The following is a 17178-nucleotide window of genomic DNA, read 5'->3' as shown; positions in this document are numbered from 1 at the left end:
TATCAAGCCGTAACGCTGTATGCCGCAAAATGTCAAGTTGCAGGCATAATAGCGCACAAATTTTATGGTTGTTATCTTTCGTCAAGCGATTTATACTCTCTCGGCTGAGCAACACTTTTGTATGCCGGTCGGATAATCTTGTCTACATTTACAAGCTCCTCCATACGGTGTGCGCTCCAGCCGACAACTCTTGCAATCGCAAATATCGGCGTGTAAAGCTCATACGGAATGTTCAGCATACTGTAAACAAAGCCACTGTAAAAATCAACATTCGGACAAACACCCTTATATATTTTACGCTCCTCTGCGATAACCTCGGGTGCCAATTTCTCTACAAGCGCATAAAGTTCAAAGTCGCTATCTCTGCCCTTTTCCTTGGCAAGACCGCCTACAAAGCTCTTAAGCACACGCTCTCTTGGGTCAGACAGCGAATAAACGGCATGCCCCATTCCGTATATAAGTCCTTTATTGTCGAAGGCTTCCTTATGCAAAAGCTTCTTGAGGTAATCCCTCACCTGCTCCTCGTCCTTTATGTCGCTTACGTTCTTCTTAAGGTCATCCATCATCTCAATCACCTTGATATTAGCACCACCGTGCTTTGGCCCCTTAAGAGATGAAAGAGCCGCCGCCATAACCGAATATGTGTCCGATCCTGAAGAGGTTACAACATGGGTCGTAAAGGTTGAGTTGTTGCCTCCGCCATGCTCCATATGAAGCATAAGCGCAATATCAAGAACCCTCGCCTCAAGCTCTGTGTACTGCATATCGGGTCTGAGCATACGCAGAATATTCTCAGCTGTCGACAGATTCGGGTCGGGTCTGTGAATATACATACTGCCGTCAAGCTCATAGTGATTGTATGCGTGGTAGCCGTAAACCGCAAGCATCGGCAGTTCTGCAATCAGCTTAAGGCACTGGAACAGAACATTTTCCTTTGATGTATCGTTTGCGTTTGTATCATATGAGGCAAGCGTAAGTATACTACGTGTAAGCGAGTTCATAATATCGCCGCTTGAAGCTTTCATTACAACATCACGCACAAAATTGGTCGGCAGTCTTCTTAGCTTTCCCAAAAGTGCGGTAAAATCGTCGAGCTCCTCTTGATTCGGAAGCTCACCGAAAAGCAACAGATAGGTTGCCTCTTCAAAGCCAAAACGCTTATCCTTTGACGCTCCGTTTACAAGGTCGTTTATGTTGTAACCTCTGAACGAAAGCTCGCCGTCGCACGGCACCTTTTCGCCGTTAATAATTTTTGAGGAAACTATCGACGATACTGTTGTAAGCCCTGCTAAAACGCCAACTCCGTTTTTATCACGCAGGCCACGCTTTACATTAAGCTCGTTAAAAAGCTCTTGGTCGATTTTGTCATTCTCAATATATTTTTCTGTACCATAATCAATAAAACTTTGGAGCTTCTTTACGTCTTCATTCACTCTTATCACCTATATTTAACCTTTCTTTGATTAAATTTTAGAATTACCGATTATAGTATTATAGCATAAATCCGTTATTAATCTATGAACGAATAATAAATAATTTTAGAGCTTCCCTCACAACGCAAAGAAAGCTCCGAATTTTGTTTATTGAAATAAGACATCGTTATACTGACGATGCAAAAACCCGCCTATCTCCGCCCAGGATTTTTTTGCCTCAGGGATAATATCGCCTATCATCTGAAACATATGGAACATACCGGGATATCTTGTGAGTATCACTCTGTTTCCGCATTGCTTCATCTTCTCATAAATTGTTATCGCATCGCTTTCAAGAACCTCATATGTACCAACTTGAATAAGCATAGGCGGAAAGCCCTTGAAATCGCAGTGAACAGGGCTCAGGTACTTATCGTGGGGATCGCTGTTGCCCACATATGAGAGTATAAATTCAGGATTATCTATGTAACTGCCGCTGAGAGCGCCCTTTTTTCTTCCGAACATTGGGTCATTGTAAATATTATAGCTGAACGCCTCGCCCTCTCCTGCCAAATCGCACCACGGTGACATACAGACAATTGAGTTTGCAGTTTGCCTGCCCTGCTCAATCAGCTTTTCTGTAAGAGCTATCGACAAATTAGCGCCTGCGCTGTCGCCAAAGAGTATTATATCCTCCGGCTTATAACCACGGCTTAAAAGCCACTCCCAACCGGCGAGTGCATCGTCAAGCGCCGCAGGGTGCTTATTCTCCGGCGCTATGCGGTAATCAATTGAGAAAACCGACGCACCGCCGCTTAGCTTTGAAAGCTTAACGGCAACTCCTCTGTAACAGTCATTAAATTTCATCAAAAAAGCGCCGCCGTGAATCTGGTATATAACCTTCTGCTTGCATTTGCTTGTGTTGTCTGCAAGCAGCTCCGCAGGTAAAGCACCTCCGATATTATACTTTTTAAGGCTGTAACCCTTCGGGGTCTTCCATTTTGACGGCTTAAACGATTCACGCCTGCCGTACTTAACAAGCCCTCCGTCACGCATAGTAGGCGTGCGGCATAGCATACGTGTTGTTTCGGTTGCAATTGCGCCGATATTTGTCATACCCTTCGGTTTTTTGCATTTTACCGCCATAAACACGCCTGCAAAAAAAGCACCTACAAAAGACATCAGCGTTAAAATCTGCTTTAATTTTTCCATTACTTAAACTCCATATATTTACTGTAATGTCCTGTTTGCCGTTCAAACTCCGCCTTTGTTATGCTGTTGCCGTCCTGATAGTATGAGGTGTTATTGCCCTTAACTATCTTATACTTACTGCTGCAACTTTCAAATTTTTCTTTCTTATACTGATAGAAGCTGAATTCAAGGCTTTCATTACTGCTGTATGAATGATTGCTGACACTGAGAATAAGCTCGTCGTTTGCATTGTTTACGAACACAGCAAGCTCAATATCACCGTATTTCAGCGTGTCGCTGAAAGCTCCGGACACACGCTCAACACTGCCGTTTTTGTCCTCGCACACATCAACCTGAACGCTTGTGCCGCTTTTGTAATAAAGCAAAAGCTCTTTTGCTCCGTCACTGTCAATGTCGGCTGTCATAGCGCCCATATAGCTCAGCGTTGACCCGTTTACTCCTGTTATGGATTTGCCCTTTTCCTGTGTCAGATACTCCGACAACGCCTCCGAGCTTTCACGCACATTAATAACGGCTCTCGCCACTGCACTGTCCATACCCTTGAGCGTACCGGTTACAACGCAGGATCCTGAACGCACCCCTGTTACAACGCCGCTGTCGTTCACATTAGCTATTTCCGGCTTGTCGCTTTTCCACTCAATCAGCGAATCATACGCCTTATCAAAATCGAACACCGGCTCAAGCTTTACAAATCTCCCCATAGGCATTGTCGCTTTTCTGCTTTTCAGGGTACTGCCAATTTCATTGAATCCGTCAGTTGCTGCTGCAAGCTTTGAAAGATATTTTGCCTCTTCGTAGCTCTCCCCGTCTATAATAAATTCGCCCTTATCAAGCTTTTTCATCTCTGCGTCCTTGTATTTATAAACATCCTTATATCGTGATGTTTCAGACGCTCCACCTGAATACAGCGTGGTAATTGTTACCTCTCTTGTCCTTGTCTTGTTTTTTAAATCGCTTGAAACAGCGGTTGACTTGATTAAAACACAGTCATCGCCGCTCATAATGATTTCCTTGTAGCTGTCGTAATTTTCCTCAAACACATTGGCAAACGAAGAAAAATTCTTTACCTCGTACGTACTGTCAACGCTGTTGAGCGCAGTTATCTGAGCAAATTCACAGCCTGAAGCACTTTTAAACATCATCAGCAGCTCGTTGCTCTTATCTCCGTTGAAGTCGCCTATCTCGGCTCTTTCAAGTGTTACAAGCATCGTTGATTTCTTGTTGTACGGCTCAAGGCGACTGTCAGGTATCTCAATAAGATAATTATTGAGTATATTTACCTTGTCAAGCTCCTCGTCCTTAACAGTGATTTTAAAATCCGCTCTCACGCCGCTGTCGGTAACGGCACTAATCTGACATTCACCCTTTGTTATCGCCTTTACAACGCCCTCGCTGTCAACAGTGGCAACCTTTTCGTCAGAGCTGCTCCAGCTAATCTTTGGAACTGCGGCATTCTGCGGCAAGTATTTCACGGCAAGCTCTGCCGTATCGCCCCTTTTAAGCTTGTCCTTCCCGCTTAGCGTAAGCTCCGTAACCTGCGGCTGGGTTTCAGTAGGCGGCTCTGTCGGCTGAGTTTCCGCCTCTGTCGGCTTTGCCCAAAAAGCAATCTGTGCCGCTGCCGTCGGATTAAAGTACAGCAATGTGGCTATTCCCACTGCAAACAGCACTACAACTATGGATATTATAATTGCGGCTTTCTTCATTTAATGCCCCAATCCTTTCAACTAAAGAAAAATATTTTAAAATAGTATTAGCATCTATACCTTTATTATAATTAATGCAAACCGCAAGGTCAACAAAAAGTCGGTAAATAACAGTAATTTATCTAATATATGACAAAAGGCGCACCGCTCAGGCACACCTTTTGAATAGTTTACGTTCTGTTTTTTATATGTGTTCTTAACTTGTTCACGGCTACCGGAACAATTGCAAACAAGCCTCGGCGCAGCTGCTCGATAATTGCACAGCTTATAAATATAACTGCGCATACTCCAAGCGCACTGAACACATAAAGCGGAAACGAGCTGTAAAACTCAGCGTCGCTTGTGAAAGCAAACAGCTTATCCCATATAAGGCTTCTTACCATCGGATGCTCATGAATCATATATACGCCGAGATTCAACAGTGCAATGTGGTTCACAATTCTCGACTTGAATTTTAAATCTCTGAAGAAAAGCAGCAGGCAAGCGCCTTGTATTACGCTAATTGGGTTATCGTTAAACATCGCCGGACGCTCATAACCCGGAATACAATAAACCAAAAGCGTATTAAGCACTGCAAGAACAACAAAAGCGGCTATAAATCGCCAATCTGCTTTGCTTCGCTTAGGAATATGCAGCCTGATATATGCACCGAGTATGTACATAAACAAGTAGCCGTAAAGCCCCTTGCCGCCGTTTGTTTCGGCTACGCCGTCCAATCTTATCACCGAGCTTATCGGCTTTATGCTGCTCAGCATAGTCCATACGGAAAAAATGAAAAACAGTATTCCAAGCAGCGCCATAAACTCTCGCTTAGAAATATTGTTAAGGCATCTGTTAACAAACGGGCTTAACAGAATAACAATAAGATACAAGGTCATAAACGACCAGGTTCTTGAAAGCACCGGAAAAAACGACTTGATTACAGCCTGCGGCGTCACCTGAACAAAGCCTGTGATAAACATAAATGCAGGTATTGTCAAAGAAAAAAACAGCATCGGCGCATACATCTTTTTAATCTTCGGCACAACGCCCTTAAGCGTTTTGTTTGAATTTGAGGATACCGAAAAATAGCCTAAAATAACAATATAAACATACACCGGCGTTCTGCTCAAAAACATCATAAACCAGTATAGCCCTCTTTGTATTCCGCCGACGTCGCTCAGGTTATCGGAATACCCGCCATAACAGCAAATATGCAGAAACACCACTTGAAACATTAAAATAATACGCAACAGTTCAATTCCCGATTCACGCATTTTGCCTGTTGACTGCTTAAAAAAGCTCAATGAGTTCACTCCCTTAATAAATAGGCAAACAAAAAGGAGCCTTGCGGCTCCTAAATGTCAATAAATGTTATCAAACAGCTCTTGTAACCTTACCTGAACGCAGGCAACGGGTGCAAGCGTTGATACGCTTTGGTGTGCCGTTAACGATAGCTCTTACACGCTGTACATTTGGCTTCCATGTTCTGTTTGAACGCTTGTGTGAGTGGGAAACTTTGATGCCGAAAGCAACATCCTTGCCACAGATTTCACATTTTGCCATGTGTCTGCACCTCCTTGATGCTGATTAGAGTTTATTTAAATAATGCAACATTAGTTATAATAGCAGATTTACCGCCGGATTGCAAGCAATTTTTTTAAATTTCTAAAAATAATTTTTTAGTTGTATTTCAAAAATTCAAAACCACAAATTATTGTGCCGAAATCACCAAACTTTGATTTTTACACCCTGCAAATGGCGCAGCCGCCACATTCAAGCGTATTGGCGTTAAGCCCTCTTGCAAAAATAATGTCGCTGTACTCAAGCTTCATCGGGGTACTGTCGGCATTTACCGCAACAAGCACACGCTTGTCCTTAATCATTCTTATATGCCTGTTATCTCCACTGCCGACAAATTCCGTATTCAAGCTTTTAAGCTCAGGGTTTTCCTTTCTTGCTTTTATCAAAGTCTTAACCTGCTGCATTATTCCGTCATATTTTCCGCTGTCAATCTCGTCCCACGGCATACATCTGCGGCAGTCAGGGTCATGAGCGCCGTCAAGCATAATCTCTGTACCGTAATAAATGCACGGACTTCCATACAATGAGAAAAGCAGGGTAAGATGCTGGAAGAAAATATCCTCATCGTGTCCGCAGCGGTAATAAAGCCGTTCGGTATCATGCGAATCAAGCAGATTGAACATTACCCTTGAGGACTGCTCCGGATACATAACGGCACAGCGGTTTATGCCCTGTTCAAGCTGCTTTGAGCTAAGAGCCTTGTTAAGCCAGAAGCCGGATATTGTTTCGGTCAAAGGATAATTCATTATTGAGTCAAATTCGTCGCCCCTGAGCCATTGCGTTGAATCGTGCCAGATTTCAGCCAGAAGATACACATCAGGGTTTATTGCCTTCACTCTGCTGCGAATTAGTTTTAAGAATTTGTGCGAAACCTCGTTTGCAACGTCAAAGCGCAGTCCGTCAACGCCGAACTGTTTAACCCAGTATTCGCAAACGCCTGCGAAGTAATCCATAACCTCCGGATTGTTTGTGTTGAGCTTTGGCATAAACTGAGTAAATGCAAACGAATAAAATCTGCCGTCCCTTGTTTCCTTATTAAGCGTAATGGGAAATTTGTTAACCATATACCAATCACGGTACTTCGAGCGCTCGCCGTTTTTCATTAAATCGGCAAACGGAGGAAAATTAATTCCGCTGTGGTTCAGAACCATATCGAGCATTATTTTTATTCCGAGCGAGTGGGCCTTACTGCAAAGCTCCCTGAAATCGTCCTTTGTTCCGAATTCCTCGTCAATTTCATAATAATCGTCAATATTGTACTTGTGATCTGTCGGAGACTTGAATATGGGATTGAAATAAATGGCGGTTATACCCAAATTATGAAGGTACTCAAGGCGGCTTGTAACGCCCTTTAGGTTTCCGCCATAGCGAAGCTTATAGTTAAAGCCCCTTATTTTCTCACTTTTCCAAGGTTTAAGGTGCGGCTCATACTCCCCGACTCTTGCAAACCGTTCCGGAAATATCTGATACCAAACGGCGTCCTCAACCCATTTCGGCGTTTCAAAAAAATCGGAGCTGTTCATCCACGGAAAGAAAAAGCACTGCATACGCTTGCCCGGTATATGAAGCTCATTTTCACCGTAAAAGCCGTCCTCAAAGTAGCACAGCCGTTCATCTCTGCTTTCTATTGTAAAGAAATACTTACACCTTTTGTACGGCGGCTTTAAGCGGATAGACCACCATAGATGGTTTTCAAGCTCCAGCACATCTGTAAGCTTTTCCGTTTTGCCGCTCCAAGCTTCGGCGCCGCCCATAATTCCCGCCTCAAACGGGTCGCCCCACTGTATTTCAACCGAGGTTATATCCTTTCCCGTTTGTATCGAAATTACTATTTCATCAGGGCTTGACTGATAACACATATTGTCCCTTGAATTGTGCAAAATTGCGTCCCTTTTCATTTTTTCCTCCGATTTAAAGCTTTTGCCGCAAATTGTGCGGTGTTTCTTAAGACTTTTTGCGTATATGCGTGTTCGTCAAAATTCCAAGCGTCAGCAAAACACCGACAATAATTACCACCCACATAAACAGACCAAATCCTACATATTCCGTTGTGCCGGCACTGCTTGAGTCGGCGTTATCAGGCGGCAGAGTTTCCGTTTCAGACTGTGTTTCAGGCTGAGAAACAGAGAACCAGTCATACCAATTACTGCTTTCCTGCGAAGATTCGGTTTCCTCAATCGGCTCAGTTTCCTCAACTGGCTCGGTTTCCTCATAATAAGGCTCTGTCGGCTCATAATTATTCGTTTCGTCCTCGTGCGAGGTATTGTCGGACGATGTATTATCAGAATAGTCGGGTTCGCTTTGTTCATCGTCATTATTGTTGTTATTGCTTGAATAATCATCGGTAATATCGCTCACCGTACTGCTTACCCAGCTGTATATATCATCAAAATAACTGCTGTCATCCGGCGCCGCAAAGGCTGAAACAGTTGAGAGTGACAGTAAAACAGCACAGCATACGGCGGCTAAAAGCACCTTAAACTTCATTTTACTCCTCCGTCCCGCAGAGATTTATCTTAGCTTAAATTATATCCGCAAGACGCTGTAATGTCTATACCGAAACAAAAATTTAACATTTATGTAAAAGCTACATTTCATCCTTCAGCACCTTAGCAAGCACCCTGCCAAGAAGCTTTCCCGTGCGACACGCTTCATCAAGGGTGTTAACCTCTGTGCCAACCTCAATAAGAAGCGAGCCTGAATTTATGTTCATATTATACGCAAAGTCGCCGAAGTACAGCGGCCTTGTCATTCCGGGGTAGAGTTGCTCCGCCTTTTGTTGAATTTTCAGCGCAAAGCGCAGATTTTCCTCCCAATGAGCATAATCATAATTACCAGCGGGGTCATAGCCGCTCATAATCATTATCTGAGCCGCTTTTTCACCGTTTACCATAAAGGTCGGCTTGATTTTGCCGTCCTCACCACCGTAGCCGATAGAATCCCTGTGGAAGTCAATTATAACCTTGATGGACGGATACTTTTCAAGGTATTCATAGATTGTTGCTGCACTTCTGTCATATGAGCCGTTGTAGCTTGGGTCATCGTGGTGAGTAGCACTGTGCAAAGCCTTTATTCCGTTTTCACTCAGGCTGTCTGCCATTGCTCTGCCTGCCAATGTTATGTTCTCGCTGTCGTCCTTGCTCCTGCCGGTATATTCCGAGTAATAAACTCCGTTGTCCTGCTGCAGGTACGCCTCGGTTGTGTGCGTATGCACTATAAGCACCTGTGGCTCGTCGGTTTTCTCCGGTTCAAAGCCCAATGGCTGTGACAGCTCGTAATCAACATCTATATCAAAATCAGTTGTGTTTTTTATCGTTATTTCTCCTGCACTTCCGTATTGGTTTTCTATAACAGGGTAAGCCTCGCCGCCATACTCCTTAGGCTTTGCGGTTGCTTTTTCTGTTTTTTGTTCATCCGCCGGCTTGGTTGCGCTCTCAGCCTTATCAGCCACCGAGCTTTCACTCTGATTGTCCTGCGCTTCATCATCTTCTATATTATTCGACACAGGCATAGCAAGCCCCGCCGCCATACAAAGGCTTTCTTCCTGCGAGAAAGCCTTTGGCAAGCGTGAAAAGGTACAGTATACGGATGATAGGAACACCACAGCCGCCATAGCCATTGCCGCCGTCTTTTTGCCCGATTTGATATTCATTGCGCAACAACCTCTTTTTCTTCTTGTAAAAGACTATGCCGTGCAAAAAAATATATGACTATCGAACAAGCGAAATAAGGTCGGAAACGCTTAAACTCGGCTGAAGAGCAACATTCACCGCCATTGAGATAAGCCTTGAGCCTCTCTCAACAAGCAAATCTATCTCGCCCGGTGTTACCACCATTTTCTGTCCGTTTGGGTAAACACTTCGCTTGATAAGCTCAGGCGAGCTTTCGTCGCTGTCAAGCAGTAAATCTGCGGCAAGCGTAAAGGCGTCAACTACGGTGGGTATACCGATTGATACAACGGGAACGCCTACGGTATCACGATTAATTTTAGCTCGGTGGTTGCCTACTCCGTCACCCGGAGATATGCCCGTGTCCGAAATCTGAACGGTACAGCCGAGCCTTTCAAGCCTGCGTGACGCAAGTGCGTCTATCACAATAACAGCCGCAGGCTTTATCCTCTGCGCCACGCTTAGTATCAGCTCTCCTGTTTCTATTCCTGTCTGCCCCGTAACTCCTGTTGCAAGCACAGCTACCGCCCTCAGTCTGTCAAGACCTGTGCTTCTTGCAAGCTCGCCTCTTATGTGCCGTGTTGCAAGCACTCCTCTTGCAGACTTCGGGCCTAATGCGTCCGGCGTTATATTATCATTACCGAGTCCTGCAACAAGCACAAGGCCCTTTTGCGGAAGAAGCCGCCTTATATTTTGCGCAATAAGCTCAAGCCGCTTGTCTGTTTCCTTGAAATCGTCAGTGAGCGTGTCCATCTCAGCTGTAATATAGCTTCCCATATCCTTTCCTATGCTTTGAGCCGCACTGTTTGTTTTGACAAGCAGCGACGAAATCACGATATCACCGTAATCCCTCTTTGTAAGTTCTACGCCTTCCGTATCCTCTCCTGCAAGCTCTCTTGCCTCCATAGCAAGGTCTGTTCTTATCTGCAAAGCTAAAACACATCCTTTACATATATCCTTTACATATATATATTTATTATGGTAAAATGCAGTTGGGTTATCCCAATTTAAAAAAGGAATTGATTAATTTGAAAAAGCTACTTTCAGCTGTCCTTGCGGCAGCATTGATTGTCTGTCCGCATACTTTGGCTTATGCAAAGGATACCGACTCTGTAAAATCAGGCAGAACAGGCGGCGTTATTATTGAACAGGGCGCTTCAGACGAAAACTATCTCAATAAAACAGATAGCAAAGCATCGTCGCTTCCAAAGTATTACAGCAGCGTTGATATGGGTTATGTTACATCCGTAAAGGATCAGAGCATACAAAACACCTGTGTTTTCTTTTCAAGCACAGCAGCTATGGAAACTGCTCTGCTCAAAAACGGCTACGGCAAATATGATTTATCAGAGGAGTATGCTAACTACTGGGCGTCCACAAGACAGGACGGTACAGGCTGGCAGAGGGACCGTGTAAACGCCGGAGCTTTTCCTTATACAGGCTACGGCTATCTTACAACCGGCGGAGTTGTAGCTGAAAGCGAGCTGCCTTATATGAGCCGCACCGAAAGCTATTTTGAGGAGCTTCCTCAGTTAGAGCCGTTATTTTATGCCGGAGGAATAAAATATTTGTCAGGCCCGAAGCTTAACGCAGAGGAATTCAAGAAAGCAATTATGGAGTGCGGCGGTGTTACAGCCTCGTTTTCTATGCATACACGATATGTTAATTATGACACAAATGCCTTTTTCTGCGACGACGAGCTTTCAGTTGAAGAGATAGCCTCCGGCGCACATTCAGTTTTTGTTGTAGGCTGGGATGACAGCTATTCAAAGCAAAACTTTAAAGCCGGTACCCGACCACAAAATGACGGTGCTTGGCTTATTAAGAATTCCTGGGGAAACGACTTAGATTATATGTGGATTTCATACGAGGACAAATACCTTGGCAATGAAATTTTCGGCGGCAACTTCGCTGTTAGCGACATAATCAAAAACCACACCTGCAATGAGCTTCTGACCGTTGACTCCTACGGTCCGCTGTACGAAATGACTTTTTTTGATAATAATGACAGCTTAGTGTATGACGCCACATTCATTAACGTCTTCGATTTTTCAAAGAAAACGCCTGTAATAAGCAGCGTTGAATTTTCAACCACAGCAGCAGGCTCTGACTACACAATTTACTATATTCCTACCGTAAACGGTGTTCCAACCGATAACACACTTCTTTGGACTAAGCTTGCAAGCGGAACCATTGAATACTCAGGAATACACAACATACCCGTTAAATCCTACAAGGTTACCGATTCTCAGGGTGCAATCGGCATTAAGCTCACCTCGTATGATGAAAACACTCCTGTTTCCATCGGCTGCTGTGAATGGTACGGATCATATGGAACAAACGAGTTCCGGTTTTTGCCGAGAACAATTAACGATCGCTCATATATAAACTCTAATAATATGACCATAAACCTTACCGATTATTACAGAGATTACGGAGATGATATCGGTGGCAATTTCACAATCAGAGCTGTTACCAACGTTCAAAAGGGCGATGTAACCTGTGACGGAAATGTTTCTCTGTATGATGCTATACAGCTGCAAAAACAGGTTGTAGGTTTAACCACGCTTGGCAGTGATATTATGAAATATGTAGCTGATATTGACCAAAACGGCACAGTCACTCTTTTTGACGCACTGCTTACACAAAAAATCTCCCTTGGCATAATTGCTTAATCTAAGTTCACAGCGAAAATTCAGTACACTTGTGATGTAACCCGAACAAAGCAAAGCCTTTAACGGCTCTGTTTTGTTCGGGTTTTTTATGACATTATCACGCACTAACAATAATATACATATAAAAAACACGTATTTGCAAAGCAATCTATTTCACTCTGCCGCAGGCAGAATTGCACTGCCGTGCGGTCAACATAAGTCAAATAAATTACTATGGAGGGTTGTGCGTGAAAAACAAATCATTCAAGCTGTCGGGCATTATCGGCACAATATTTATTTTTCTGCTCGGCGCAGAACTTCACTTTTTTTACGACCAAAGCGGAGGACACGTTTTATCGGTACTTTTCGGGGCTGTAAACGAAAGCACTTGGGAGCATATTAAGATTTTTATTGCGCCGTATATAATCTGGGCAATTTTAGAGCTTGCCTATCTTCGCCCAAGCTTCAAGGCATTTGTAGTAGGCAAGGTTGCAGGCCTTTATTCTATTCCAATTGGAATAATCGTTCTGTTTTATTCATACACTGCAATAGTCGGAACTCATCTTTTGTGGGTGGACATTCTTATCTCACTTATAGTCTGTGCGCTTGCTCAATATATATCGTATAAAGTTTATTCTCTTGGGAATGGTGTGGCTCGGTGGTTTGCACCGTCGCTTATTGCGCTTGTGCTGATGGCTGTAATGTACTTTTCCTTCACAGCCGTACCGCCAAAGGCTCTGTTGTTTAAAGACCCTATAACAGGCGGCTACGGAATTCCCGGCAGCAGCTTAGGTGCGTCATATGTTGACAACGCCGCATTTGTATAGTCAAATGCTCAGCCTATCAAACCTGCCTTAAACATAAAATATGCAAGCAATCCGCCGCTCAGCGCACAGGTACAACCAAGTAGAATTTTAACGGCAAGCCTGCTCTTTCGCTTGTAGCTTGACGGTGCGTCCATCTTTTTAAGTATTCTTATAGCCTCACGCTCCAAAAGCTGCTGCTGAACCGACGAAAACTCCGGCTTTACAACAAGCAGAGCCTTCTCGTAATAAAGACTGCCTGTCTGATTTATTTCTATTATCTGTTTATTTATTCCCTTAATCATAGTCTTGCTCCTTTTTATTACAAATTTGTTTTATTTTTCTCAAAAAATCAACCTCAAAATGATATTTGGCACAAAAATATGCAGATATACACCATCGAACGAATTGCCTCAAAAATATTTGCACAGTTTTTATAAAAATAATATGATTTTTTCGACATAATTTTCCCGATTTTTTGTTCCACATTAGAATTATACGATTTGTAAATTCCTTTTTATCAATAAAAATGTTGATAACTATGTTAATAATGAGCAAAACTAAGGATAAAACACGCTATTTTAAGCAAAAAAACGATGTTATTAACATTTTCCACTTGTTAACAGTATTGCTCAATGTAAAAATCTTGCAATATTTTTAAACAATTTGTAATTTTTAGTTTGTCAACACCTTACAAGAAATAAACTCGGTTACAAACTCGTAACTGTCCTGTGGCTGCTGTGCATAAAAATTAATATAGATTTGAATTATATAACACATTTGCTGACACCCGAATTTTATTGTATTTCTTATGTTGACAGCATTACCCTTATTAAGAAATATGTGGTATAATAAAAACACAGTATGTCAAAAAGCATACTGCATTAAAAAATTATCAGATATATAAAATCAAGGAGGAGCGACTATGCCGTTTATTAATTCTAAAATCAGCACAAAGCTCACAAAGCAGCAGGAGCTGGAGCTGAAATCTAAGCTTGGCGAAGCAATTTCTATTATTCCGGGCAAGAGTGAGAAATGGCTTATGGCAGGCTTTGAGGACGAATATTCACTTTATTTTGCCGGAGACAACAGCGCACCGACAGCCTTTATTGAGGTAAGCGTGTTTGGCGCAGAAAACAACGAGGCTTTCTCTGCTCTTACAGCTAAGCTCTGCGAAATCTACAATAATGTGCTTGGAATTTCGCCTGACCGTATATATATTAAATATGAGGGTGTGACAAACTGGGGTTGGAACGGCAGTAATTTCTGATGAAAGAAATACATCTGCTCAAATCTGAAAAATATTTTCCAAATGACAAAAAGGGTATGCCGCTTGGCATACCCTTAATTTTTAATATAAACTTCAGACAATATATCCGATAATTATTTACCGAAATATCTCTTTAAAAGACCTGCAAAGCCAGCGCCGTGTCTTGCCTCGTCCTTAGCCATCTCGTGAACTGTGTCATGAATAGCGTCAAGATTCAAAGCCTTTGCCTTCTTTGCAATCTCAAACTTACCTGCACAAGCACCCTCTTCTGCTTCTGCTCTCATCTGAAGATTCTTCTCTGTGCTGTCTGTGATAACCTCGCCAAGAAGCTCTGCAAACTTTGCAGCATGCTCTGCCTCTTCAAAAGCATACTTTGTGAAGGCTGCTGAAATTTCAGGGTAACCCTCTCTGTCAGCAACTCTTGCCATTGCAAGGTACATACCAACCTCTGTACACTCGCCTGTAAAGTTAGCCTGCAAGCCCTCGTATATCTCCTGATCTACGCCCTGAGCAACGCCTACCTCATGAACTGTTGCATAGTTGCCTGTTGACTTAGCCTCCTTGAATTTATCAGCAGGAGCCTTGCACTGCGGGCAGAACTCCGGTGCTGCTTCACCTTCATAGATGTAACCACAAACCTGACAAACAAACTTTTTCATTTTTAATCTCCTCACTTTTATAAATTTATTCAGTATAACTGAATTGTTAGCTTACACATTCTGAGCCTTACTTTCAAAAAGCTCAGTCCTGCATCTTTCGCAGGTACCGTAGAAACAAAGGTTGTGATGATCAACCTCGCAGTTGTACAGCCTTGCAATTTGGTCATCAAAGCTTCTGCTGTCACCCATACAGTCAACGTCAAACACCGAGCCGCATTTTTTACAAACAAAATGTGCGTGGCAAGATGTTATTCCGTCATAGCGCTCCTGCCCGTTCACATTTGCAACAGATACAACAAGTCCCTGCTCCTTGAACAAGGCGAGGTTACGGTAGACTGTGCCGAGGCTGAAATCAGGATAATCCACCTTAAGCCTTTGGTAAATCCATTCAGCAGTCGGATGAGTGTTTGTTGAGCGCAGTACCGCCAGCACAGCGTCACGCTTTTTACTGAAATTCAGCTTTCTCATCTTACACCTCAATCCGAACTCTTATAAATAAAAACGATAATCATCCTTGTTTCTGTATATAAAATAACACATTAGCATAGAAATGTAAAGGCGAAAACTGTAATATTTTAAATTAATTCATAATTTTTGAATTTTCTGTCACAGGAGGTAATATTTTGTTTATCAACTTCAAGGTTTCAAAAAACCTTATTGCACTTGTGCTGATTTTTACTTTTTTGCTATTAAGCTTCATAGCGTATCCGGGAGCGGAAACGGTAAGAACAAGCGCAGTGAACAGGAAAAACAGCATTGTCCTGCCGGTTATAATGTACCATTCGCTTTTAAAGGATAAAAGGCTTCAGGGAAATTACGTTATCTCGCCTGAGCTTTTCAAAAGCGATGTTAAATTCTTAAAAGAGCGGGGATACAGGATAATAGGCGCACAGGAATTGCTTGATTACACCGACGGCAAGCTGAATTTGCCTGAAAAATGCGTAATGCTCACCTTTGACGACGGGTATTACAACAACTATTTGTATGCGTATCAAACGGCAAAGGAGGAAAACATAAAGTTTATTCTTTCACCTATTGCTATAAACGCAGACACAACATCCGAAAAAGAGCATCTATCCCCGTCTTATTCCCACTGCACATGGGCGCAGCTCAAGGAAATGGTAGACTCAAAGCACGTAGAGCTTATGAATCATTCTTACGATATGCATCAAAATTTATCCAGAAAAGGAACAAAAATCAGCTCCGGCGAAAACACCGACAACTACAAGACGCTTTTGACAGAAGACTTAACGAAGGCGCAGGAGCTGTTTAAGAAGAACGTGGGGTTTACTCCCCTTGGCTTTGCCTATCCGTTCGGAGAGGTCTGCGACGAAGCAGAGCAGGTAATAAAGAAAATGGGCTTTAAGATGTCTTTCTCCTGCAATGAAAAGCTGAACATTATTGAAATCGGAAATTCTGAGTGCCTTTATTGCATAGGAAGATATTTAAGAACCGGCAATACTACAAGCGAGGAATTCTTTGACAAGATTCTGCCGAATGAAAACAAGTAACATATTGCTGTCTGCTTCATATATTGATTAATATGATTATCTTTTAGGTTAAGTCGGTGAAGCGTAAGTGTGCAATAAATCAGAGTTTACAGCACCAAACCAGCAACTAAGAATTTTAACCACACCGCTTTATTTATATTTTCTATTTTAGGAGATGATATTTTGCCATCAGTTTTCATCAGTCCCTCAACACAGGAGTTCAACCCATATGTTGACGGCGGCAACGAGGAATACTATATGAACCTGATTGCCGACGAGCTTATCCCCTATCTTTTGGCAAGCGGAATAACCGTAAACCGCAACAACCCAAACGAAAGCCTTGGCAGGGCGATTGCGCTGTCGAATGAGCAAAGGTATGATTTACACCTTGCGCTTCACTCAAACGCTGCGCCGGAAAGCCTTGCAGGCAAGCTGACAGGCACAGATGTTTACTATTACCCTACAAGCAGCAAGGGAAAAGCAGCGGCAGAGATTATTGCCTCAAATTTCAAGGCTATATATCCTAACCCTAATCTCGTCAAAACGGTATCGTCTGCTAACCTTGCCGAGCTGAAAAGGACAAAGGCTCCCTCTGTGCTTATTGAAGTTGCATACCACGACAACCCTAATGACGCACAGTGGATAAGGGAAAATATCGGCGAAATCGCAAGGAATCTTGCGCTGTCCGTAACTGAATTTCTGGGTGTACCATTCAGAGAACCGTAATATCTGCAAAAAGGGCGG

The 17178-nt window shown here is 43.0% G+C and carries 17 protein-coding genes; 5 read left to right on the top strand and 12 right to left on the bottom strand.

The window, feature by feature from the left end; translation table 11 throughout:
- Positions 1–71: 71 nt before the first annotated feature.
- From GMA13_RS04105 to gpr, 9 genes are all read right to left on the bottom strand, one after another.
- Positions 72–1433 carry a citrate/2-methylcitrate synthase gene (locus tag GMA13_RS04105; protein WP_255883671.1) on the bottom strand — a complete coding sequence of 454 codons (1362 nt, stop codon included), beginning with the start codon at positions 1431–1433 and terminating at the stop codon, positions 72–74.
- A 147-nt stretch (positions 1434–1580) separates the two neighbouring features.
- Complete coding sequence (locus GMA13_RS04100) at positions 1581–2624, bottom strand: alpha/beta hydrolase (RefSeq protein WP_255883672.1); 1044 nt, start codon at positions 2622–2624, stop codon at positions 1581–1583.
- Positions 2624–4327, bottom strand: coding sequence for an Ig-like domain-containing protein (locus GMA13_RS04095; protein ID WP_255883673.1), 1704 nt, complete (start codon positions 4325–4327; stop codon positions 2624–2626). Before GMA13_RS04095 ends, GMA13_RS04100 begins: the two co-directional genes overlap by 1 nt.
- 170 nt (positions 4328–4497) lie before the next feature.
- Positions 4498–5613 (bottom strand): acyltransferase, encoded by a 1116-nt coding sequence (locus tag GMA13_RS04090; RefSeq protein WP_255883674.1) that lies wholly within the window; start codon positions 5611–5613, stop codon positions 4498–4500.
- 70 nt (positions 5614–5683) lie between these two features.
- Positions 5684–5872: a 50S ribosomal protein L28 gene (gene rpmB, locus GMA13_RS04085; RefSeq protein WP_255883675.1), complete on the bottom strand. Its 189-nt coding sequence runs from the start codon at positions 5870–5872 to the stop codon at positions 5684–5686.
- Positions 5873–6051: 179 nt separating this feature from the next.
- Positions 6052–7788: a glycoside hydrolase family 13 protein gene (locus tag GMA13_RS04080; protein ID WP_255910463.1), complete on the bottom strand. Its 1737-nt coding sequence runs from the start codon at positions 7786–7788 to the stop codon at positions 6052–6054.
- A gap of 46 nt (positions 7789–7834) precedes the next feature.
- Positions 7835–8377, bottom strand: a complete 543-nt coding sequence (locus GMA13_RS04075) for a hypothetical protein (protein ID WP_255884268.1) — start codon at positions 8375–8377, stop codon at positions 7835–7837.
- Positions 8378–8477: 100 nt separating this feature from the next.
- Entirely contained in the window at positions 8478–9542 is a 1065-nt protein-coding gene (gene spoIIP, locus GMA13_RS04070) for a stage II sporulation protein P (protein ID WP_255884266.1), read from the bottom strand.
- Positions 9543–9600: 58 nt separating this feature from the next.
- The gene (gene gpr / locus GMA13_RS04065; protein WP_255884264.1) at positions 9601–10488 is read right to left on the bottom strand and encodes a GPR endopeptidase; all 888 of its coding nucleotides are present in this window, start codon (positions 10486–10488) and stop codon (positions 9601–9603) included.
- A 98-nt stretch (positions 10489–10586) separates the two neighbouring features.
- Between gpr and GMA13_RS04060 the strand changes: the two genes are divergently transcribed.
- Together GMA13_RS04060 and GMA13_RS04055 are read left to right on the top strand one after the other, a co-directional pair.
- Positions 10587–12233 carry a C1 family peptidase gene (locus GMA13_RS04060; RefSeq protein ID WP_255884263.1) on the top strand — a complete coding sequence of 549 codons (1647 nt, stop codon included), beginning with the start codon at positions 10587–10589 and terminating at the stop codon, positions 12231–12233.
- Positions 12234–12460: 227 nt separating this feature from the next.
- Positions 12461–13039, top strand: coding sequence for a DUF6512 family protein (locus GMA13_RS04055; RefSeq protein ID WP_255884262.1), 579 nt, complete (start codon positions 12461–12463; stop codon positions 13037–13039).
- Positions 13040–13047: 8 nt separating this feature from the next.
- Here the strand turns inward: GMA13_RS04055 and GMA13_RS04050 are convergent, their stop codons facing one another.
- The gene (locus GMA13_RS04050) at positions 13048–13320 is read right to left on the bottom strand and encodes a hypothetical protein (RefSeq protein WP_255884260.1); all 273 of its coding nucleotides are present in this window, start codon (positions 13318–13320) and stop codon (positions 13048–13050) included.
- 620 nt (positions 13321–13940) lie between these two features.
- Here GMA13_RS04050 and GMA13_RS04045 point away from each other — a divergent pair.
- Positions 13941–14285: a phenylpyruvate tautomerase MIF-related protein gene (locus GMA13_RS04045; protein WP_255884258.1), complete on the top strand. Its 345-nt coding sequence runs from the start codon at positions 13941–13943 to the stop codon at positions 14283–14285.
- A gap of 113 nt (positions 14286–14398) precedes the next feature.
- Here the strand turns inward: GMA13_RS04045 and GMA13_RS04040 are convergent, their stop codons facing one another.
- Entirely contained in the window at positions 14399–14944 is a 546-nt protein-coding gene (locus tag GMA13_RS04040; protein WP_255884256.1) for an NADH peroxidase, read from the bottom strand.
- A gap of 51 nt (positions 14945–14995) precedes the next feature.
- Positions 14996–15412, bottom strand: coding sequence for a transcriptional repressor (locus GMA13_RS04035; protein ID WP_255884255.1), 417 nt, complete (start codon positions 15410–15412; stop codon positions 14996–14998).
- 155 nt (positions 15413–15567) lie between these two features.
- On the opposite strand from GMA13_RS04035, the gene GMA13_RS04030 reads away from it, so the two are divergent.
- Positions 15568–16455 (top strand): polysaccharide deacetylase family protein, encoded by an 888-nt coding sequence (locus tag GMA13_RS04030; RefSeq protein ID WP_255884253.1) that lies wholly within the window; start codon positions 15568–15570, stop codon positions 16453–16455.
- 162 nt (positions 16456–16617) lie between these two features.
- Entirely contained in the window at positions 16618–17160 is a 543-nt protein-coding gene (locus GMA13_RS04025; RefSeq protein WP_255884251.1) for an N-acetylmuramoyl-L-alanine amidase, read from the top strand.
- Positions 17161–17178 lie beyond the last annotated feature (18 nt).

Origin of the sequence: Ruminococcus sp. zg-924 (genome assembly GCF_024433635.1) — a bacterium.
Classification (GTDB): Bacteria; Bacillota; Clostridia; order Oscillospirales; family Acutalibacteraceae; genus UBA7067.
The sequence above is the reverse complement of the archived record's forward strand: the minus strand, read 5'-3'. Positions and strand labels throughout refer to the sequence as shown.